Source organism: Nocardioides sp. YIM B13467 (genome assembly GCF_042788075.1).
Lineage (GTDB): Bacteria > Actinomycetota > Actinomycetes > Propionibacteriales > Nocardioidaceae > Nocardioides.
In genome coordinates this window covers 92,462-113,600 of record NZ_JBHZPJ010000007.1, presented here as the reverse complement: position 1 = coordinate 113,600, position 21,139 = coordinate 92,462, and the positions used below count along the sequence as shown (strand labels likewise).

Genomic DNA, 21,139 nt, shown 5'->3' with positions numbered 1-21,139 from the left:
CCCATCTCCGTCTGTGGAGAGGGACGAGTCAGGGTATCAACCAGCGGTTTGCGTGGCCGAATCCACGGCCTCGACCGTGAACGGCACCGTGATCACCTCGCCGTCGCCGAGGCGGAACTGGGCCCACAGGCGGTAGAGACCAGCCTTCGGTACGTCCAGGTGCAGCCCGAGCTCGGGCCCGAACGAGGCGCCGGGGACGGCCAGCTCGTCGCCTTCGGCGTGGCCGTGCACGAACGTCTCGCCGTCCGCGCTCATGACCACGACGTGGCCGGCCGCGCCGAGGTAGGGCTGGAGATCGTCGACAACCTTCCCGGTGCTGTCCTCGAACCTGAAGTGCAGGTCGCTCTGCTGGTCGGCGACCGGCGTTCCCTCGAGCGTGACGGTGAGATTGTCGACAGTCGACGATCTCGGGCTCGCCTCCAGCGGGACGGCCGGGGGCTGCGTACCTTCGACGGTGACCTGCTGCCGGTCGAGCACGTCGGCCATGTCGGCCCGGCGGCGGAACTCGGTGTCCACGCGGTAGGTGCCTCCGGCGGGGAAGGTCACGTCGGTCTCGAGCTCGCCCGGACGGCCGGTCGGCTCGGCGTGGAGGTGGCGGAACCAGGAGAGGTCCTGGCTGGTCACGATGACGTGCATCCAGGCCTGGTGGGTGCGACCGAGGTCGGTCACCGGGTCACCGGTCGCGGCGTCCGTGACGAGGAACCGGAGCCCGCCCTCGCGCCGCGTGATCGCAACGTCGATGCCCGACTCGGCGGAGGCGACGGGAGCGATGTCGACCTCATGCATCTCCGTCATCGACGGCCGCATCGGGCTCATCCCCTGCGCCCACTCAAGGATGCCGTTCATCCCGCGCTGCGCCGGCTCGGTGCGCGACAGATACGTCAGGCCGGCCCCGATCGAGATCGCGATCACGGCCGTGACCAGGAGATATCCACCGTCGCGGACGCGAGTGACGAAACCCCGGCCGGCGTACGCCTCGGGCGTCTCGGGACGGCGGAAGCCGCGCAGTCGCAGCGCGTTGGTGACGACGCTGACCGAGCTCATCGCCATCGCGGCGCCGGCGAGGACCGGGTCGAGAAGGGCGAGCGCGGCGACGGGGATGAGGAGCACGTTGTAGGCGAACGCCCAGAACAGGCCCTGCTTGATCGTCGCGACGGTGCGGCGGGAGAGCGCCAGCGCGGTCACCACACCGCGGAGGTCGCTGCCGACCAGGGTGATGTCGGAGGCCGCCAGGGCGACGTCGGTGCCAGTGCCGATCGCGATCCCGACGTCGGCCTGGGCCAGCGCCGGGGCGTCGTTGATCCCGTCGCCGACCATCGCGACGACCTTGCCCTCGTCCTGGAGCTGCTGGATCCGGGCGAGCTTCTGCTCGGGCAGCAGGCCGCCGGCGGCGTGGCGGACGCCGACCTCGTCGGCCACCTTCGCCACCGTCGCAGCGGCGTCGCCACTGAGGATGTGCACCTCGACGCCCGAGTCCTCGAGCAGGCGCACGGTCTCCTTGGCTTCGTCGCGGACCTGGTCCGCGACCCGGATCGAGCCGGCGTACGCACCGTCGACCGCAACCAGGACGGAGCCGTTGTCGGTGGCGTCGATGCCCTCCTCGGCCAGCATCGCCGAGTTGCCGACGACGACCCGACGCCCGTCGACGTACGCGCTGATCCCGCGGCCCGGATGGGCCTCGAACGCCGAGACCTGCACGTCCACGGCGTCGGCCGAGGCCTCGGCACGCGCTCGAAGGGCGGTGGCGAGGGGGTGGTCGCTGCCGGTCTCGGCAGCGGCGGCGATCCGGACCAGCTCGTCGCGGGTCCAGCCCGGAGCCGGGGTGATGTCGGAGACCTCGGGCTTGCCGTGGGTGATCGTGCCGGTCTTGTCGAAGACGATGGCGGTGACGGAGCGGGCGCGCTCGAGGGTCTCGCCCGAGCCGACGAGTACGCCGAGCTCGGCGGCGCGCCCGGCGCCGACCATGACGGCGGCCGGCGTGGCCAGGCCGAGGGCGCACGGGCAGGCGATGATGAGGACCGCGATGGCCGCGGTGACGGCGCTGGTGAGTCGCTCGGCGTCGGGGCCGAGGACCAGCCAACCGATGAAGGTCAGCGCTGCCACGACGAGGACGGCGGGCACGAACACCGCCGAGACCCGGTCGGCCAGACGCTGCAGCTTGGTGCCGGAGCCCTGGGCCGACTCGACCATCGCGATGATCTGCGCCAGCGTGGTCTCGGCACCGACCGCGGTCGCCTCGATCTCGAACGAGCCAGTCTGGTTGATCGTCGCGCCGATGACGATGTCGCCCTCGGCCTTCCGCACCGGGTCGCTCTCACCGGTGAGCATGGACTCGTCGACGTAGGACGCCCCTGCGACGATGCGGCCGTCGACCGGGATCTTCTCCCCGGCGCGTACGCGGATCCGGTCGTTGACCTGCAGGTTCGCGACCGGGACCGTGACATCGCGACCGTTGCGGATGACCGTGGCCGTCTCCGGCATGAGGCCGACGAGGGCCTTGACCGCGTCGGCCGTACGCGACTTGGCCCGTGCCTCGAGCCAGCGGCCCATCAGCACCAGCGCGACGATGACCAGGGCGGTCTCGAAGTAGAGGTGGAGGGGTAGGCCCCACGCCTCGGCCTGCCCCATCCACAGGGTCACGAAGGCGCTATAGGCGAAGGCGATGCCGGTGCCGAGCGTGACCAGGGTGTTCATGTCGACCGATCCGTGGCGTGCGCCTCGGACCGCCGCGAGGTAGATGTCACGACCCGCCCACCACTGCGTGACCGCGGCGACCACGAGCACGATCGACATGACCGGCTCCATGGCATCGACGGGAAGCGGGACGTACATCAACGCCATCAGGCCGAGCCCCACCGCCAGGGCCGTGACCCACCGCCGCTTGAGCTGGACGAGCTCTGTCTCGCGGCGTACGTCCCGAACGTCCTCGACCTCAGGCTCCTGTGGATTGTCGACAGTCGACGATCGCAGGACAGCCTGATAGCCCGCCTTCTCGATGGCGGCGCTGATCTCGGCGAGGTCGGTGCGGGCGGGGTCGAAGTGAACGAGGGCGGTCTCGGTGGCGAGGTTGACGTTGGCGTCCTCGACACCCTCGACACGGCTGATGGCCTTGGTGACGCGGCGCACGCAGCTCGCGCAGGTCATGCCCTCGATCTCGAGCTGTTGCTCGGTCGGGTTCGCGGCGGTGGGGGTCATCATGATCAGGCCAGCGAGTAGCCGGCCTCCTCGACGGCCGCGCGAATGGCGTCGTCCGAGATCGGCTCAGCGGCGGTGACGGTGACGTTGCCCGAGGCCAGGTCGACGTCGACGTTGCTCACGCCGGCGATCTCGGTGACCTCTTCGGTGACGGAGGAGGCGCAGTGTCCGCAGGTCATACCGACGACGGTGAAGTTCTGGGTGCTCATGAGAATCTCTCTGGGTTGTTGGATTGTTGACAATCAGGACCGGACGAGGCGGGCGATGGCGGCAGAGGCCTCGGCGAGCTTCTCGTCGGCCTCGGCGCCACCGTTCTGGACCGCGCCGGCGACGCAGTGACCGAGGTGCTCGTCGAGCAGCCCGAGAGCGACCGCCTGGAGCGCCTTGGTCGAGGCGGAGACCTGGGTGAGGATGTCGATGCAGTAGGCCTCGTCCTCGACCATCCGCTGCAGCCCGCGCACCTGACCTTCGATGCGCTTGAGGCGCTTCAGATAGGCCTCTTTGTTCTTGTTGTGGAGGTATCCGTGATCCGCGTGGCCTTCGGGCCCGGTGTGCTCGTCCATGCCGCCTACCATACCCCCGTAAGGTATGAAGTCAAGCCGAAGAATGTCGGTGCCGCGTCCTAGACTGGCCCTATGGCTGTTGCGATCGGTGCCCACGTAGACCAGACCGACCCCGTCGCCGAGGCGACCGCGCGCGGCGCGAGCCTGGTGCAGTTCTTCCTGGGCGATCCACAGTCCTACAAGGGCCCGGTGGTGACGTACGCCGACGGCGCAGCCGCTCTCAAGGCCCGCGCGGAGGAGCAGGGTGTCGATCTCTACGTCCACGCGCCGTACATCATCAACGTCGCCACGACGAACAACCGGATCCGGATCCCGAGCCGCAAGCTCCTCCAGCAGCACATGGACACCGCGGCCGAGGTCGGCGCCAAGGGCCTGATCGTCCACGGCGGCCACGTCAACAAGGACGACGACCCCGCGAAGGGCTTCGACAACTGGCGCAAGGCGATCGAGGTGACCGACATCAAGGTCCCGCTCCTGATCGAGAACACCGCGGGCGGCGACAACGCGATGGCGCGCTACCTCGACCGGATCGCCGGCGTCTGGGAGGCCATCTCCACCGCCGAAGGCGCGGAGAACGTCGGCTTCTGCCTCGACACCTGCCACGCCCACGCCGGTGGCAACCCGCTGGAGACGGTGGTCGAGGACGTCCGCAAGATCACCGGCCGCATCGACCTGGTCCACTGCAACGACTCCCGCGACGAGTTCGACTCCGGCGCCGACCGCCACGCCAACTTCGGCGCCGGCCGCATCGACCCCGACCTGCTCGCCGGCGTGGTCCGCGACGCCGGAGCCCCGGTGATCTGCGAGACCCCGGGCGGCGCCGAGGAGCACACGAGCGACTTCGCCTGGCTCCGCGAGCGGCTTTGACCGATTCTCACCGAATCTTCACTTCTGTCAGCCGAGTCTTGAGTTCTGGCGGACGAAACCGCACATTGGTCCACCACAACCGAAGATTCGTTCGCCACAGCTGCAGTTTCGCTCGCCAGAGGTGAAGATTCGGCTGAGAATCGGACCGCCCAGTGGGACCGTCGGCTATGACCCAACAGGGCCATTGACATATCGTCCTCCGAATGAGTTCGAACTGGCGCGCCGATGTTCAAGGTCTCCGTGCCGTCGCTGTCGGTCTGGTGATCGCAGGACACGCGGGACTCTCCGGATTCGAGGGAGGGTTCGTCGGAGTCGACGTCTTCTTCGTCCTCTCCGGGTTCCTGATCACCACCCTGCTGCTGCGTGAGACCGACCGCAGCGGCACGGTCAGCATCAGCCAGTTCTACGCCCGCCGCGCCCGCCGAATCCTGCCTGCGGCGACCGCGACGATGCTGGTCGTACTCACCTACAGCGCGATCGTCCTGCCCCAGACCCGGACCGACCAGATCGCGGGCGACGCAGGCTGGGCGGCGGTCTTCCTGGCCAACGTCCACTTCGCCAAGGAAGCCGTCGACTACTTCAACAACGCCGCACCTTCGCCGTTCCAGCACTACTGGTCACTCTCGGTCGAGGAGCAGTTCTACGTCGTCTGGCCGCTGCTGGTGCTCGCCGTCGCCCTCTGGATCCCGAAGCACCACCGCCGTCGCGCGATCACCGCGCTCGCCGCGCTCGTCGCGGTGGTCAGCCTCGCCTGGTCGCTGCACGCCACCAGCGTCGACCCGACCACGGCCTACTTCTCCACCCCCGCCCGGGCGTTCGAGCTCGCCGCCGGCGCCCTGCTCGCCTGCCTCGCGGGGCGCCTGCAGGTCGCGACGAGCGCGACGCGGACCGGTCGTCTCGCCGCGGCAGGCCTCGGCATCGTCGGCGTCGGCACCCTCGTCTACGCCACCGCCAACTTCAGCGAGGCCACTCACTTCCCGGGCTGGCACGCCCTAGTCCCGGTGCTCGCCACCGTCGCGCTCCTGGTCGCCGGGCCCGCCACCCCGACCGGCTGGCTGCTCTCGAAGCAGCCGCTGCGCTACCTGGGTGACATCTCGTTCAGCCTCTACCTGTGGCACTGGCCGATCCTGATCCTCGCCCCCGAGGCGATCCCCGGCGGCGGCGTACGCCAGCTGCTGATCATGCTGGCACTCATCCTGGCCGCCTCCGCGGCGAGCTACCACTGGATCGAGATGCCCTTCCAGCGCCACAGGATCCCGCATCTCACCAAGGGCCGTCGCGCGCTCGCCCTCTGGCCCGCCGCAGCAGCCCTCGCCCTGGTCGCAGGCACGAGCTCGCAGGCGTACGCCGGCTACCAGGTCGACGTCGCCAAGGCCAACGCCGAGGAGTGGTTCCAGGAGAACCCCGACGTCCTCGAGACCGACGACAAGCCAGTCACCGGCGTACTGAAGACCACCGTCGAGGCCGCCGAGGAGGGTGCTCCGTTGCCGCCCGAGGTCGAGTTCGACGCCACCGACTCGTGGGCCGAGCGCGGTGGTTACTGCTATGCGGGCTACGGCGAGACGAAGCTCGACGGCGACTGCATCTACGGCGACGGCAAGGCCGATCGCACCGTCGCGGTCATCGGCGACTCCCACATCGGGATGTGGCTGCCCGCCCTCGACACCCTCGCCGAGCGCCAGCACGTGAAGCTGGTTCCGTTCGTGAAGCTCGGCTGCGCTGCGTACGGGGTGAAGCAGAAGTCCTCGAAGATGACCGTCGCCGAGTGCGAGGACTTCCGGAAATGGACCAACGAGCAGATCACCGAGCTGAACCCGGACACGATCGTCGTCGGCGCCCGCGGCATGCTCGACATGGAGGAGCGCGACGGCGTCTCGACCGAGGAGCAGTGGCGTGAGGGAGTGCGCCACGGCGTCAGTGCCTTCGAGAAGATCACTCCGGACGTACGCGTCTTCGCCGACGTCCCCTCCGTCGACAACGACCCCGGCGAGTGCCTCTCCGACGCCCGCAACCTCCTCGAGGACTGCGTCGTGAAAGCCGACGGCACCGAGGTCGACTCCAACGAGGTGACCCAGGAGGCGCTCGCGGGGACCGATGCGACGTACGTCGACATCGTCGACCTGGTCTGCTCCGAGCGCTGCCCGCTCGTCGTCGGCGACGTCGTCACCTACTACGACGACTCCCACATCACCGCGACCTGGGTCGACCGGGTCACCCCGGCGCTCGGGAAGCGCCTCGGCCGCCTCGACCGTTCCGCCTAGCACCGGCCACCGGTGGTCGAGCCTGTCGAGACCCGCTCCCCAACCAGACTGTTCCGCCTAGAACACATTTCAGTTCTGCGCTCGCCAACCATTGCAGTGGCAGTTCCCGAGCGGGAGAATCGAAAGTTGCCGGGCGGGGCAGTCAATCCCCTCACCGCCCCGCCCGGCCCACGTCTCGGGCCGCCTCACGCAGGTTGGGCATCCCCCTAGTGCCCAACCCACGCCGCGGCCCCGAAACCGCCTGCCTCCCCCAAGGCGGCGGCGCCAGCGTCCGAACCGAATTCCCCCGAATCTCGGTCCGGACAGCCCCAAGGAGTACGCGGCAGACCGCCTGATACACCCGACGTCAGATTTTTTCGAAGAGGATCAGGAGAAGCAGACGAACGGCGCCGGCGGAGCGTCCGTGGTCGGTGCGGGGAGGGACTCCGCGAGAGCCTCAGCAGGGGCCAGGCCCTTTGCGAGGGCGCCGTGGAGACGGCTGAACACCTCGTACGCAGCCTCATCGGCGACGACGGCGGGCGAGGCGATCACGGCGCGGGCGCCGGCGTGCAACCAGGCTCCGACCAGCCCGATCAACTCCTCGCCCCAGCGGATCGTCGATCGTCCGACCTCGCAGGCGGAGAGGATGACGACGTCGGGGACGGCGGAGAGGCCGTCGATGTCGTAGCCGTACCAGGTCCCGTCTGCGAGCTCGAGGCCCGAGAAGAGTGGGTTGTCGGCGGAGTGGTGGCCGTGGGCGGCCAGATGGAGTACGTCGACCTTCGCTGCCAAGGCCGAGACGGCCGTCGCGGTTGCGTCGGTGCCGATGAGCGTGTGCGCGGTGGCCCATGCGGTGGCGCTCTTGGTGACCTCGTCGGCGGCTCGCATGACCCGCGGTCCTGCGACGAATCCGGCCGTCGTTGCTCGCAGTGGAGTGTCGGCGCGGCTCAGCCAGGCAGTTGCACTCTGGGCGACCGTCACCGATCGGCCGGTGAAGCCGGACAGCAACGTCCACGGCACCGCCGCCAGCACGGCCGAAGGGGTCAGGACGACCGGGCGATCACCGATCCGCTCGAGAACCGGAGCGACGAGCAGGTCGGAGAGCTGTTGGAGCCGGGCGGTCAGGTCACCACGTACGGCAACGCCCAGCGGGCCTGGGAGGTCAGTCGCGGCGACGTCGAGATCCGGCAGCAGACCACCGAGGAGTGGCCCGAGCGCGGCCTGCTCGCCGAGGTCGATCCGGGTGGCGGCATCGTCGGTCGCGACGACAGCCACGAGGCGACCGGCCGCCACGACATACGCGACGAGCGCATGGCTGCCGATGCGTTCGCGCAGGTCGGCAAGGGCGATCGGCTCCGAGACCTGACCGGATCCCTTCACCCGCCAGGCCCGCTGTCGGATCTGCTCGCGCAGCTCTGTCTCACGCTCGAGCGTCACCTCCCCGCGGAGCTCGGCCAGGTCAGCAGCGAGCTCTGGATCGGACGGCGGCCGCACCGGCTGGACCCGCGAGGCCAGCATCCGCGAGCGCTCCGACCACTCGAAGAGCGCGTCGGTCTCGCCGGACTCGACGGCCAGCTCCAGGCCACGTCTGGCCAACGTGCGGCCGTGGCCGGCGACGTTGGTCTGCAGGTCCAGGCTGCCGAACGAGCTCTGCCACAGATGGAAGTCGTCGAGACCGGCCCGGAGCTCGCGGCGCCCGGTCACGGCACGGCCAGCGGCCACAGCCAGCTCGGCGCGGAGCTCTCGCTCCAGCAGGCGGACGTCGATGGGCGCCTCGGGCGGGACTGGGCCGATGACCCTGCCACTCGCCGGTCTCGTCGGCAGGCCCGCATTCTCTGCCGAACGGATGCGCGCGAGGCGGGCCTGCAAACGCACGCGGAGCGCCGGCCAATTCAGGCCCTGCTCCTCGAGTGGACCGGCCAGCGCCTCGCCGTCCTCGCTCGGATTCTCGCGGGCGGTCACCGCTGCCTCGAATGCCACGGCGCGCGCCCGCAACGCCAGCCCTGGCGCCTTGGCCTCTTCGAACCACCCCAGCGCCGAGCGCGCCACCCGCACCGCCTCGACGGGATCGGTCGCAACCAGGTGCGACGCCAGCGCCAGCTCTGCCTCCCCCTGCCGCTGGCGCTGCCCCTTCGATCCGTACGCCTCGGCCGCTTGCCTAAGCACTTCGCCACCCTGCCGCGTCAGCCCAGCCGCCATCAGCACCTCGGCCCGGTCCGCGTTACACACCGCGGTCACAAGAGATCCGGCGTCGGCCAAGAGACGATAGGCAGACTCCATCAGGGCAAGCGCCCCGGGAAGGTCGCCCGAGAGATACATTGCGTACGCCCGGTTGTGATCAGCCTGCGCAGCCAACACCTGCTCGCCAACTGACCGGTATTGATCTGCAGCAGAGTTGAAGTCCTCCACGGCTCGCACGATGTCATTCCGGTCAAGGTGAACTGTGCCTCGGTTGAGGTAGGCCTTGGCGAGGTCGAGACCGTCGAGTGATGAGATGGCGTCGCCAAAGGTCTCCAATGCTTCTGCCGCACGGCCTGCCCGCCGTAAGAGCAGAGCACGTTGTGCGAGAAGCACACCTCGTGTGGAGCCATCAACCCCGAACCCCAGTGCTCGACCATTCTTCTCCAACGCCACGCTCAGGTTGGATTCATCGACTTCGAGGTATGCCAGCGACGACTCGATCCGAGCGAGGACTTCAGGGGCGGTTGCGAGGCTCAGGGCTCGTCCCAAGAGCGCCCTCGCGCTGTCGAAATCGCCTGACCTGAGCGCCGCAACGCCCTGCTTGTGCAGCTCGTCCGGATCGTCGGAAGTCATTGCTTGAGCGTAGTGAGAACTTCGACGGCGGCCCAGGCGCGATCGATGTCCTGCGTGACATCCCCGGGATGACCATTGTCAAAGAGGTGCTGAGCAATTCGGCCGGCGAGCAACGGTGCCGCAAACGATGTACCGCTCCAGGTTCCGAATCCGCCGCCGAAGTCGTCAGGATCCAACGTCTCCCGCTTTCGGCCAGCGAACTCGGATGCGACTGTCGCTTGGTAACCACCGTCGAAACTGGTGGGGACCGTGCTCATGACGCCGGCACCAATCTCGTACGCACGAACCCAGGGCCCAGCGTTGCTGAAGATCGCGTCCGTTCCGTTGGGGTTCAGGGCTCCTACGGAGATGATCGGCAACGCCTTGTCCGATGCCGAACAAGGACCCTCGCCCTCAATCCAGGGCGCAAACGCTGCCGGGAAGTTCGGCCTCGATGTCGCGTCGTTACCGGCGGAGCAAACGACCAGCGTCCCGTTGGCCGCAAGATCGGCGAGGATCTCGTGAAGCATCGGATCGAAGAGCGCATCCTCGGGGGTCTCGTGGTAATAACCGATCGACAGGCTGAGCACGTCGATCCGACGCCCGCGCGGATCCCCTTGGCGATAGAGGTGCACCAGATCGGCAATCTGAGCGAGGGCCGTCAGCCAGCCGTACTCGGCAACGGGGCCATCCGGCGGAACAATTCGCCACGCGTAGATGTCCGCGTTGGGACATGCCTGATGAACCAGGCCTGCGATGAAGGTGCCGTGACCCGACAACGGATCAATCAGGCCGTCCAGTGCACCAACCTGGTCGCCGTCGATCTCCGAGTCCGGAACAGTTGACGGCCATCCGATCGGGTGATCGCCGAGGCGTACGTCTCGATCGACGAAGTCGAGCCACGGGTGCTGACCGCACCCCGTGTCGAGGACGGCCACCACGGGTCGCGCCCGGCCGTCAAGGTCGTCATCGCTTCGTCGGTAAGGAGCCGAACCGACGTACGCTACCGGTTGACGACCACCCGTTCCCAACGGGTCGTACCCGGAGCTCGGGTGCGGGTCATTGAGGGGGTGGGGATCGTTTAGCGGGTGCGGGTCGTTCAGCGGGTGCGGGTCATTGAGCGGGTGCGGGTCATTGAGCGGCACCGGCACGAGAACGTGCTCCAAGCTCACCCCTTGCGCACCGTCTCCTTCTTCAGCGCGCAGAAATTGAAGGAGCGTCCAGGCGTCCGGGGCCGCAACTGCCTTTCCAGGAACCACGCCGAGACTGACTCGCCGGACACCGAAACGGAGGTCAACGGCGTGCGCAGGCTCGGGCTCGGCCTCGACACGCCAATGCAGAGACCGAGCAACGTTCTTGATCCGCCGGAACGTGTCTTCGAAGTCCACCGACTTGGAGATCAGGAGCGTGGTCGAGGAGTAGATCGTAGTGCCGGCGGTGACGCCGTCCACGGCCACAGCATTGGTCGGGTCGAGGATGCGGGCGTCGGATCTGTATGGCGCCGACAGTCGGGGCTCACGCTTGGAATGCACTGTTACTCCTGGTCAGATCTCGAACGTGGGGGTGAGGAAGGCGGCAGAGCCGTCGGCGGGCTCGAAGCGGAGCCGGATGAGGCCGGCGGGCAACGAGGTGAGCTCGAAGCGACCCGAGGCTCCGAGGGTGACGGCGACGATCGGCGTACGGACTTCGTCGGCGCGGATGGCGCGGACGGTCATGGGTGAGCCGGGGACGACCCAGCCGTCGAGGCGGGCGGTGGTGTCGGTGTCGGACGCGACCCGGACCAAGACATCGACGCCCGACTGCGCGAAGCGCAGGGTGTAGGCCGAGCGGGCCGAGGCGGGGGCGGTGGAGCGGACTCCGGCCGCTTCGGCACCCGAGGACTCCACCAGGAGCATCAGCTCCAGGTCGAGACCGAGGCCGGACTCCTCGGCGGCGCCGGCGGCGGCCGCCTGCATCCGGGAGATCAGGCCCCCGGGGACGGGATCACCAGCAACATAAGCCTGTCGAACCAGACCCAACAGCTCTTCGCGAGTGGGCTCCTCCGAGCGACCCATCACGACACCCCCTCTTCACGCAGTGCGTCCCGCAGCTTCCCGAGACAGCGGCCGCGGGTGGGGCCGATGCTGCCGATGGGCATCTGGAGCTCTTCGGCCAGGCTGGCGTAGTCGGGCCGGTCGGAGAAGGCGACCACGCGCAGCAACCGCCGGCACCGCTCGGGGAGCGACTCCACGGCCGCCCAGATGAGGGAGTTGCGGTCGCCCTCGACGACCAGGGACTCCGCCGAGCGCTGCGTCGGGACGCGCGACTCGAGCGCCTCGTCCTCCACAGGTACGTCACGCCCGGATCGCTTCGCGACCCGCCAGGCCTCGCGGCGCGTGGTCAGAGTGAGCCAGGCGCCGACGGCCGCGGTGTCGAGGATCGAGGAGTGCTTGCGTACGAAGGTGAGCCAGGTGTTCTGGACGACGTCCTCAGCCTGCTCCTGGGTGAGCCGGTAGGAGCGGGCGACCTGCCACAGGACCGGAGTCATCGTCGCGACCAACTCGTCGAGGGCGGCGGAGTCGCCGCTGAGCCAGCGGTCGAAGTCGGCCGTGGCCCGGGACCACACGGTCACGGGTGCGTCGGCATGACCGATCCCCCGTGGTACCCGTGTCACAGTCCCCTCCTCGACCGGCGGCCTCCGGATCGGCGGCGAGCCGTTGGGGGGCCAGACGACGCGCGGGCGCGCCATCGTGGTGGTCATAGTTGCTGTCACGACTATAAGGAGGCCCAGGCCCCAGCCGTGATACATCTGGTCGCAGACAATAGCGTCTCAGCGGCCCTGACTCACTAGGGAGCGGCGCGATTGTCCCCACATTGGGGCGGTGAGACGCTCACGGACAGTGGTCTCGACGAGCTCGACCACCGGGATTCGGCCCTGCCGCCGGAGCGGGTAGCCTTCTGCGGGTGAGTCTCACCGTGCGCCCCATCACCGCTGCGGAGCATCTCGCCTTCATCGAGAAGCAACCCAGCGTGAGCTTCCTCCAGACCCCGTCGTGGGCCCGGGTCAAGACCGAGTGGCGCTCGGAGTCGATCGGATGGTTCGACAGCCTGCAGGGTGGTGCCCTGGTCGGCGCCGCGCTGGTGCTGCACCGGCCGGTCCCGAAGCTGGAGCGGTTCACCCTCGCCTACCTGCCGGAAGGCCCGAGCATCGACTGGTCAGGCGATCTCGCTCCGTGGCTGGACCCGCTGGCGGCGTACCTGAAGAAGAACGGTGCCTTCGGCATCCGGATCGGCCCGCCGGTCACCACGGCGACCTGGAGCGCGGCGCAGGTGAAGGACGGCATCGCCGACGACACCGTGCAACGACTCAACCAGCTAACCCCGACGCATCGCGACGCCACCGGCGCGCGCGTCGTTTCGCAGCTCAGAGCGGCGGGCTGGAGGCTTCAGTCCCCCGAGGACGGCTTCGGCGCGGGGCAGCCGCAATACAACTTCGTCATCCCGCTGGCCCACGAGGACGGCACCCCGAAGACCGAGGACGAGGTCCTCAAGGGGATGAACCAGCTCTGGCGCCGCAACATCAAGAAGGCCGCCAAGATGGGCGTCGAGGTGACCGTCGCCTCCCCCGTCGACCCGGCGGACGGCGACTTCGAGGGTGACCTGAGCGCCTTCCACGATCTCTATGTCCACACCGCGGCCCGCGACCACTTCACGCCCCGGCAACGGAGCTACTTCAGCACCATGTTCTGGGCGATGTCGACCGAGGATCCGGAGCGGATCAAGCTCTTCCTGGCGCGGCACGAGGGCGATCTGGTCGCGGCCACGATCATGGTCCGCGTCGGGCAGTACGCCTGGTACTCCTACGGCGCCTCCTCGACCGAGAAGCGAGACGTACGTGGCTCCAACGCCCTCCAGTGGGCGATGATCCAGGACGCCATGGCCGCCGGCGCGACCACCTACGACCTGCGCGGCATCACTCCGACGCTCTCCACCGACGACTCCCACGTGGGGCTGATCCAGTTCAAGGTCGGCACCGGTGGCCAGGCGGTGGAGTACGCCGGGGAGTGGGACCTGCCGCTGAACAAGCCGATCTACACGGCCTTCGATGTCTACATGAAGAGGCGCTGATCTCCGTATGCCGCTGAAACTGACCGTTGACGCCGATCGCTGGCGCAAGCACGTCCAGACCTTCGCCGAGGCGACGCCTGGCCTGGTCCCGGTGGCGAAGGGCAACGGCTACGGCCTCACCCTGCGCAAGCTCGCCCACCAGACCGAGTGGCTCACCAGCCTCGGCACCGGCGTCGACACGCTCGCGGTCGGCACCTACAACGAGGTGTGGGAGGTCGCGACCCGGTTCAGCGGATCGATCTACGTCCTGACCCCGTGGCGGCCCTACTCGCCGGAGATCAACCCGGAGATCGCCGACCGGATCATCCACACGATCAGCCGCCCCGAGGACCTGCCGCTGCTGCTGGAGCGCCAGCCGGGCGCGCGGGTGATCCTCGAACTGGTCACCTCGATGCGCCGCCACGGGATGACGCCGAGCGACCTGTGGCCGACCGCCGCCCTCGCCCGCGAGCACGCCCGCTTCGAGGGCATCACCATGCACTTCGGCCTCGACGGCGGTTCGCTGGCCGAGGTACGCGCCCAGATGGACGCCGTCGTCGGCGCCGAGGCGAAGACGGTGTGGGTCTCCCACCTGAGCGCCAACGAGCTCGCCCAGCTGCGTGCGGCCTACGGCGACATCACCTTCCGGCCCCGCGTCGGCACCGCGCTGTGGCTCGGTGACCGCGGCGCGCTCACCGTGACCGCGACCGTCGAGGACGTGCACCCGCTCGAGCGGGGCTACTCCTACGGCTACCGCGGCCGCACCGCGATGCGCGCCGGTCACCTGGTGGTCGCCTCCGGCGGCACCGCCCACGGGATCGGGCTCGAGGCGCCGCTCGGCGACACCCACCTGCGCTCCCGGGCCCTCGCGGTCGCCCGCGGTGGGCTCGACGCCATGGGGCAGTCGCGCTCGCCGTACACGCTCGACGGCAAGGCGCTCTGGTTCGCCGAGCCGCCGCACATGCAGGAGTCGATGCTCATGCTTCCCTCCGGCGCGCGTGTGCCCGAGGTCGGCGAGGAGCTCGAGGTGCGGGTGCGCTACACCGCGACCTCGTTCGACGAGATCATCCTGGATTCCTGAGTCTCCGCGCGGGCCTCGGTCCACCGGACCGGGTCGCGCCACGGCTCGTAGATCTCCCGGACCACGACCGCGATCAGATAGATCTCGGCGGCGACCCGGGCGATGATCGCGAACCAGTAGACCGGCTGATCACCACCGCTGCTGGCCAGCAGGTCCGCGAGATACCACCAGACCGCGACGAAGTAGAAGAGCTCACCGGCCTGCCAGATGAGCTGGTCACGCCAGCGCGGCACGGCTAGTACGGCCAGCGGCAGCAGCCACAGGACGTACTGCGGTGAATACACCTTGTTGACCAGCAGGAACCCGGCGACGATCAGGAAGCCGAGCTGCGCCAGCCGCGGTGTCTCATGGGCGGTCAGACCGATGATGAGTACGCCGCTGCACCAGGCGATGAAGAAGGCCCAGGAGACGAGGTTGACCGTCTGTGCCGAGATCGTCGCGTCGGTGGCCTGCTGGACCACGAGCCACAGCGAGCCGAGGTCGGGGCCGCGCTCGGAGTTGAAGCTCCAGAAGACCTTCCACTCCTCCAGGCCGGTGGCCATCGCGGGAAGGTTGGCGAGCACCCAGGCGAGGACCGTCGCCAGGGCGGCGACCGCCAGGTCGTAGTAGCGGCGGCGCCGGATGCAGATCACCACCAGCCCGCCGAGCAGGAAGAGCGGGTAGAGCTTGGTCGCGCAGCCGAGCCCGATGAGGATGCCGGTCAGCAGCGGCCGGTCGCGCGACCACGCCCACAGCGCGCCGGCCACGAAGACCACCGCCAACATGTCCCAGTTGATGATCCCGGTCGCCGCCAGCACCGGAGCGAGCGCGAACGCGGCTGCGTCCCAGGGCCGTCGGCGGTGCGTACGTGCCAGAAACCAGGCGGAGAGCAGCGCCGCCACCGCGAAGCCGATCACGTTGACGATGATGAAGACCCGGATCTCGTGGTGCATGCCGGGCAGACCCCAGAAGCTCGAGGTCTCGACAAGATGGCGCTCGTCCTCGTCGGGGGTGTCGGTCAGCCAGTCGGTGACGTGGGACGTCGCCCAGGCGTAGTAGGAGATGCCGACCGGATACTCCATCACCTGCTGGTAGCGCGCCCGGACCTCGGGATCGGAGGAGTAGGGCCACTCGTGCTCGGCAAGTCCCCGGTCGACGTAGAGATAGGGCAGGTCGGAGTAGCAGAAGTGGGTGTATCTGGTGTCGCCGTTGGTCCAGGTCGCGTTGTAGCAGGTCTGCTTGGAGACCATCCCGATCGCGAAGGTGAGCGAGGTCAGGAGCAGCAACAGGCCGACTGCGCTGAACCAGCGCCGTCGGCCGTGCGCGAGCCCGCCGAGAGGACCGCCCACCGCGGTGGAGGCGGTCCTGACGACCGGATCCTCCGCCGCGGGAGCGGTCACTGGACCATCACTCACTGAGTAGCGCCCTCCGCGGTGCCTGTGTCGTTGTTGCCTCCGCCATTATTGCCATCGGCGGGCGGCGAGGACGACTCACAGTCGCCGAACCAGTCGCAGGCGGTCTCGGTGGGATTGGGCTCTGTCGACTCGGACGGGTCGGGGGTCGTGCCCCCGCCCGGTTGGCCGTCGGTTGCACCGTCCGTGGGACTCTGGCTCTCCTCCGGCTCCTCGATCGGGATGCAGAGCCCCTTGCGCTCGTCCTTCTTGGAGCAGTTCTCCGACGGCGTCGGAGTCGGCGTCGGGGTGGCGGTCAGCGACGGCTCGTGACCGTCCTGGGGCGCCTCGCCATCCATCCACGCCGGCTCCGGGAACTCCTCGAGGTCGAGGTCGTCGGTCAGCGTGCCCATGATCTGGGCCCACGTCTCGGCCGGATAGCCGGCTCCGAAGTAGGAGTCGAGCCAGCCGTCGAGCTTGCCGGAGCCCTTGCCACGGACGTACATGACCGCCGTGGCCAGTTGGGGCGTGTAGCCAGCGAACCATGCCGAGGAGACGTCGTCGTTGGCGTTGGTCGCGGTGCCGGTCTTGCCTGCCGCGGGCTGGTTGATCACTCCGGCCGTCCGGCCGGTGCCGTCCTTGACGACCTGCTGCAGAGCGTAGGAGGTGTCGTCGGCGGCGTCCTCGGACATCGCCCTCTCCTCGCCGTCGCGCTGGTCCCACTCGTAGACGACCTCGCCCTCCGCGTTGACCACCTTCGAGACGAGGTGGACGGTGTTGCGCACGCCGCCGTTGGCGATGGTGGCGTAGGCGTTGGCCATGTTGATCGGGCTGATCGCCTGACGCCCCAGGGTGAGCAGATAGTTCTTCGGGTCGAAGTCGATCGAGTAGGCCGGGATCGAGCGGTAGTCGGCAGGCGCGTTCTCGGCGTGCTGCTCGTCCGGCGGCAGACCGGCCTTGACCGCCATGTCGTAGACGTCCTCGCTGCCGTTGGGCAGCGCGGTCGACATCTGGACGAAGGAGGTGTTGACCGACTCCTCCATCGCCTTGATGCCGGTGATGTGCTCGCCGTAGCCGTGACCGGTCGGGTCGGCATCGCTCTGGCCCGAGTTGCGGACGACCCGGTCGGTGCCGGGGATCTCCAGGCCACCCTCACCGGTCCAAGTGTCCTTGAGCGAGTAGCCCGCCTTGAGTGCCGCGGCGAGGGTGAACGGCTTCATCGTCGAACCGGCCATGCCGCCCGAGGCCGCCCAGTTGATCTGGGAGTCGAGGTAGTCCTGACCGCCGTAGAAGCCCTTGAGCGCACCGGTCTTCACATCGACCGTCGCGGCACCAACGTGCAGCTCGTTCTCCGGGTGCTTGGCGTTGACCGCCTTCTTGTCCTCAGGACGTACGTCCCTGACAGCATCCTCCGCGGCCTTCATCGCCTTCGCGCTGAGCGTGGTGGTGACCTTCAGCCCCTTGCTGTCGATCTCCTCCTCGGTGAAGAGGGGGTTGCCGTTCTCGTCCTTGAGGGACTTCAGCTCGTTCTTCACCAGGGTCAGGGCGTGACCCTTCTGGCCGCCGAGGCGGCTGTCGGCCTTCGGCTTGGGGAACTTGGGCAGCGCCGCCTTCGACTTCTCGAGGGTGGCCTCGTCGTAGTCGCTGAGCGCCTTGCCCTGGGCCTTGAGCTCGCCCATGCCCTTGAGGACGTACTGGTAGCGGCCGAGCAGCTCGGTGCCACCGGCGTCCGCGCCGGCCTTCTCGGGGTCGAACCCGTTCGGGTTGTTGAGGATCGCGGTGAGGGCCGCGGCCTCCTTGATGTCGAGGTCCTGGGCCGACTTGCGGAAGTAGGTCTTCGCCGCGGCCTGGACGCCGTAGGCGCCACGGCCGAAGTAGACGGTGTTGAGGTAGCCGGTGAGGATCTCGTCCTTGGACTTCTGGCGGCTGATCTTGAGCGAGATCACCGCCTCCTTGACCTTGCGCGAGTAGGTGCGCTCCTGGGTCAGGTAGAGGTTCTTGACGTACTGCTGGGTGATCGTCGAGGCGCCGCCCTGGCTGCCGGTGGTGGCGTTGGAGAAGAGCGTGCGCGCGATGCCCTTGAGGTCGATGCCGTTGTTCTCGTAGAAGCTGCGGTCCTCGGCGGCCACGGCCGCGTCCTTCACGAGCGCGGGCATCTCGTCCACGCTCAGCGCGTCGCGGTTCTGGTCGCCCGCCTGGAAACGGCCGACCTCCTTCTTGCCGCCGGCGTAGTAGACGAAGCTCGACTCGGCCTCGAACGCCGCGTTGGCGCTGGGGATCGAGATCATGTTGTAGGAGATGATCACCGCGCCGCTGCCGATCAGCGCCAGGACCAGCGCGCCGATCGCCGCGATCTTGGCGATCCGGGCCGCCAGGGCCTTCTTGTCGAGCTCCTGGTCACCGAATCGGTCCAGCGCCCCACCGAAGGCGGCCTTGGGGTCACGCCTCGGGCGACCGGGACCGCCCTGTTCGGGACGCGCGGGCCGTTGGCCGAGGCGGTCGACCGGCGGCTCGCCGGGGCGACGGGGGCCCGGGTAGGGCTGGCGCTGCCCGGGACGGGGACCACCGGGAGGCATCGGGCGCTGGGCGCCACGGGGCTGAGGACGGCCGCCGGACGGCTGGCCCTGCGGAGAACCCTGGGGGCGGCGCGGTGCCGGCGGACGACCGCCCGGACCACCCTGCGGTGGGCGCGGTCCGCCCTGGGGTCGTCCTTGCTGCCCGCCGGGGTTGGACCTGCGGGGACTGGCGCTACGAGGGCTGGGCCTTTGAGAAAAGCCGCCGGATGGGTCGCTCACGGGTGTTGCACTGCTCCTGTGACTGCCCGGCACGTGACCGGACGGGCTGACACTGACAATCCCCCGACGTCGCTGAATCCCCCCGAGGGAATCCCATCAACCTGACGCGCGACGCTTGCCTGACTTCCCCGGGTGGTTCCTCGGGTAGGTGAACGGCAGCCATCAGCGTACGCAATCGACGCTAGCGCTCCCGCATCCACGCCCAGCGCGCCTCAAGTCACCCGACGTCAACAGTTCGGTGACGGTTGCATCGAAGTGGTCTCTTCAGACGTAATCAGACAAGACTTAGGTCTCTATTTGCCATCGCGGATATATCGGTACGATAGGTCGTATGGCACGTCGCGCAGAGACGATCGAGTTGGCAGTCCTTGGACTGCTGCACGAGTCGCCTATGCATGGCTACGAGCTGCGCAAGCGGCTCAACCTGATGCTGGGCTGGGGGCGAGTGCTGTCGTACGGCTCGCTCTACCCGGCTCTGAAGAAGATGCTGCGCAAGCACCTCATCGAAGAGGAGGCGCAGTCCGTCACGCCGGTGACCCGGCGGCCGCGGATCGTCTACCAGCTGACGCCTGCCGGAGAGCGTGAGTTCACCCAGCTCATGTCCGAGGTCGGTCCGATGGCTTGGGAGGACGACAACTTCGACATCAGGTTCGCGTTCTTCGGTCGCACCGACATGGAGATCAGGCTTCGCGTCCTCGAAGGACGTCGCAGCCGGCTCCAGGAGCGGCTCGACCGGGTGCAACGTGAGCTTGCCATGACCCAGAAAGAGGTCGACTCCTACGCCCGCGAGCTTCAGCGTCACGGCGTCGAGTCGGTCGAGCGGGAGGTCCGATGGCTCTCCTCTCTGATCGACGCCGAACGCAACCCAAGGCCTGCGAACGACGAGCAGGCAGCGGGTCGGGGGGATCTGGGGGATGACGATGGCGTACGCGACGAAGCGGACGTCTCGCGCACAGCGCAGAGCAGCCAAGAGAACGAGTGATGACCTCTGGGCCGGTGTCGGCCTGGAGTATTGGAAGGAGCCCCGATGGGTTCGGTTCGTGTAGCAATCGCGGGAGTCGGCAACTGCGCCAGCTCCCTGGTCCAGGGTGTGGAGTACTACAGGGACGCCGACCCGGCGGGCAGCGTCCCGGGCCTGATGCACGTCACGTTCGGCGACTATCACGTCTCTGACGTCGAGTTCGTCGCTGCCTTCGACGTCGACGACAAGAAGGTCGGCAAGGACCTCTCCGAGGCGATCAACGCCTCCGAGAACAACACCATCAAGATCGCCGACGTCCCGTTCAAGGGCGTCGAGGTCCAGCGTGGTCCCACGCTCGACGGTCTGGGCAAGTACTACCGGCAGACCATCTCCGAGTCGGGCCTCGACCCCGTGGACGTGGTCTCGGTTCTTCGGGAGAAGGAGGTGGACGTCCTCGTCTCCTACCTTCCGGTCGGATCGGAGGAGGCGGACAAGTTCTACGCGCAGTGCGCGATCGACGCGGGCGTCGCCTTCGTCAACGCGCTGCCGGTCTTCATCGCCTCCGACCCCGAGTGGGCCGCGAAGTTCGAGGCCGCCGGCGTCCCGATCGTCGGTGACGACATCAAGTCGCAGGTCGGTGCCACCATCACCCACCGCGTCATGGCCAAGCTGTTCGAGGACCGCGGCGTCGCGCTGGACCGTACGTACCAGCTCAACGTCGGCGGCAACATGGACTTCAAGAACATGCTCGAGCGCGAGCGCCTGGAGTCCAAGAAGGTCTCCAAGACCCAGGCAGTCACCTCGAACCTCAAGGGCGAGCTGGCCGACAAGATCGACGACCGCAACGTGCACATCGGCCCGTCCGACTACGTGCAGTGGCTCGACGACCGCAAGTGGGCGTACGTCCGGCTCGAGGGTCGCGCGTTCGGTGATGTCCCGCTCAACCTTGAGTACAAGCTCGAGGTCTGGGACTCCCCCAACTCCGCCGGCATCATCATCGACGCCGTCCGTGCCGCCAAGATCGCCAAGGACCGCGGCATCGGCGGCCCGATCATCCCGGCCTCGGCCTACCTCATGAAGAGCCCGCCGGTTCAGATCGAGGACACCGAGGGTCGCGTTCAGCTGGAGGCGTTCATCCGCGGCGAGTGACCCTCTGCCGTCGAGCTGCCCCGGGTGCCTGGCACCCGG

General features: G+C 68.4%; 15 protein-coding genes. 6 read left to right on the top strand and 9 right to left on the bottom strand.

Annotation, left to right across the window (positions count from 1 at the left end; translation table 11 throughout):
• Positions 1-36: 36 nt before the first annotated feature.
• From ACFX43_RS02050 to ACFX43_RS02040, 3 genes are read right to left on the bottom strand one after another with little or no spacing between them, the layout of a single operon-like run.
• The gene (locus tag ACFX43_RS02050; protein ID WP_378816379.1) at positions 37-3,195 is read right to left on the bottom strand and encodes a heavy metal translocating P-type ATPase; all 3,159 of its coding nucleotides are present in this window, start codon (positions 3,193-3,195) and stop codon (positions 37-39) included.
• A gap of 5 nt (positions 3,196-3,200) precedes the next feature.
• Positions 3,201-3,404: a heavy-metal-associated domain-containing protein gene (locus tag ACFX43_RS02045; RefSeq protein ID WP_141801970.1), complete on the bottom strand. Its 204-nt coding sequence runs from the start codon at positions 3,402-3,404 to the stop codon at positions 3,201-3,203.
• A 33-nt stretch (positions 3,405-3,437) separates the two neighbouring features.
• Positions 3,438-3,758, bottom strand: a complete 321-nt coding sequence (locus tag ACFX43_RS02040) for a metal-sensitive transcriptional regulator (RefSeq protein WP_008355454.1) — start codon at positions 3,756-3,758, stop codon at positions 3,438-3,440.
• Positions 3,759-3,830: 72 nt separating this feature from the next.
• Between ACFX43_RS02040 and ACFX43_RS02035 the strand changes: the two genes are divergently transcribed.
• Entirely contained in the window at positions 3,831-4,625 is a 795-nt protein-coding gene (locus ACFX43_RS02035; protein ID WP_378816377.1) for a deoxyribonuclease IV, read from the top strand.
• A gap of 203 nt (positions 4,626-4,828) precedes the next feature.
• Positions 4,829-6,886, top strand: coding sequence for an acyltransferase family protein (locus ACFX43_RS02030; RefSeq protein ID WP_378816375.1), 2,058 nt, complete (start codon positions 4,829-4,831; stop codon positions 6,884-6,886).
• A 366-nt stretch (positions 6,887-7,252) separates the two neighbouring features.
• Here the strand turns inward: ACFX43_RS02030 and ACFX43_RS02025 are convergent, their stop codons facing one another.
• The 4 genes from ACFX43_RS02025 to ACFX43_RS02010 form a co-directional block, all read right to left on the bottom strand.
• The gene (locus tag ACFX43_RS02025; protein ID WP_378816372.1) at positions 7,253-9,031 is read right to left on the bottom strand and encodes a CHAT domain-containing protein; all 1,779 of its coding nucleotides are present in this window, start codon (positions 9,029-9,031) and stop codon (positions 7,253-7,255) included.
• Between the two features lie 644 nt (positions 9,032-9,675).
• On the bottom strand, positions 9,676-11,190 hold the full coding sequence (locus tag ACFX43_RS02020; RefSeq protein ID WP_378816369.1) for a S8 family serine peptidase: 1,515 nt from the start codon (positions 11,188-11,190) through the stop codon (positions 9,676-9,678).
• 12 nt (positions 11,191-11,202) lie between these two features.
• The gene (locus ACFX43_RS02015) at positions 11,203-11,712 is read right to left on the bottom strand and encodes a hypothetical protein (RefSeq protein ID WP_378816366.1); all 510 of its coding nucleotides are present in this window, start codon (positions 11,710-11,712) and stop codon (positions 11,203-11,205) included.
• Complete coding sequence (locus ACFX43_RS02010) at positions 11,712-12,311, bottom strand: RNA polymerase sigma factor (protein WP_378816364.1); 600 nt, start codon at positions 12,309-12,311, stop codon at positions 11,712-11,714. The genes ACFX43_RS02015 and ACFX43_RS02010 overlap by 1 nt, the downstream gene beginning before the upstream one ends.
• Before the next feature lie 290 nt (positions 12,312-12,601).
• On the opposite strand from ACFX43_RS02010, the gene ACFX43_RS02005 reads away from it, so the two are divergent.
• Both ACFX43_RS02005 and ACFX43_RS02000 read left to right on the top strand, forming a co-directional pair.
• On the top strand, positions 12,602-13,765 hold the full coding sequence (locus tag ACFX43_RS02005) for a lipid II:glycine glycyltransferase FemX (protein ID WP_378816361.1): 1,164 nt from the start codon (positions 12,602-12,604) through the stop codon (positions 13,763-13,765).
• A 7-nt stretch (positions 13,766-13,772) separates the two neighbouring features.
• Positions 13,773-14,825 (top strand): alanine racemase, encoded by a 1,053-nt coding sequence (locus ACFX43_RS02000; protein WP_378816358.1) that lies wholly within the window; start codon positions 13,773-13,775, stop codon positions 14,823-14,825.
• Here ACFX43_RS02000 and ACFX43_RS01995 read toward each other — a convergent pair.
• A complete protein-coding gene (locus ACFX43_RS01995; RefSeq protein ID WP_378816355.1) occupies positions 14,783-16,219 on the bottom strand; it encodes a glycosyltransferase family 87 protein in 1,437 nt (478 codons plus the stop codon). The genes ACFX43_RS02000 and ACFX43_RS01995 overlap by 43 nt on opposite strands.
• A complete protein-coding gene (locus ACFX43_RS01990; protein WP_378816352.1) occupies positions 16,216-18,771 on the bottom strand; it encodes a transglycosylase domain-containing protein in 2,556 nt (851 codons plus the stop codon). Before ACFX43_RS01990 ends, ACFX43_RS01995 begins: the two co-directional genes overlap by 4 nt.
• Before the next feature lie 550 nt (positions 18,772-19,321).
• On the opposite strand from ACFX43_RS01990, the gene ACFX43_RS01985 reads away from it, so the two are divergent.
• Positions 19,322-19,972 carry a PadR family transcriptional regulator gene (locus tag ACFX43_RS01985; protein ID WP_350665392.1) on the top strand — a complete coding sequence of 217 codons (651 nt, stop codon included), beginning with the start codon at positions 19,322-19,324 and terminating at the stop codon, positions 19,970-19,972.
• 45 nt (positions 19,973-20,017) lie between these two features.
• Positions 20,018-21,100: an inositol-3-phosphate synthase gene (locus ACFX43_RS01980; RefSeq protein ID WP_160026126.1), complete on the top strand. Its 1,083-nt coding sequence runs from the start codon at positions 20,018-20,020 to the stop codon at positions 21,098-21,100.
• Positions 21,101-21,139: the final 39 nt, after the last annotated feature.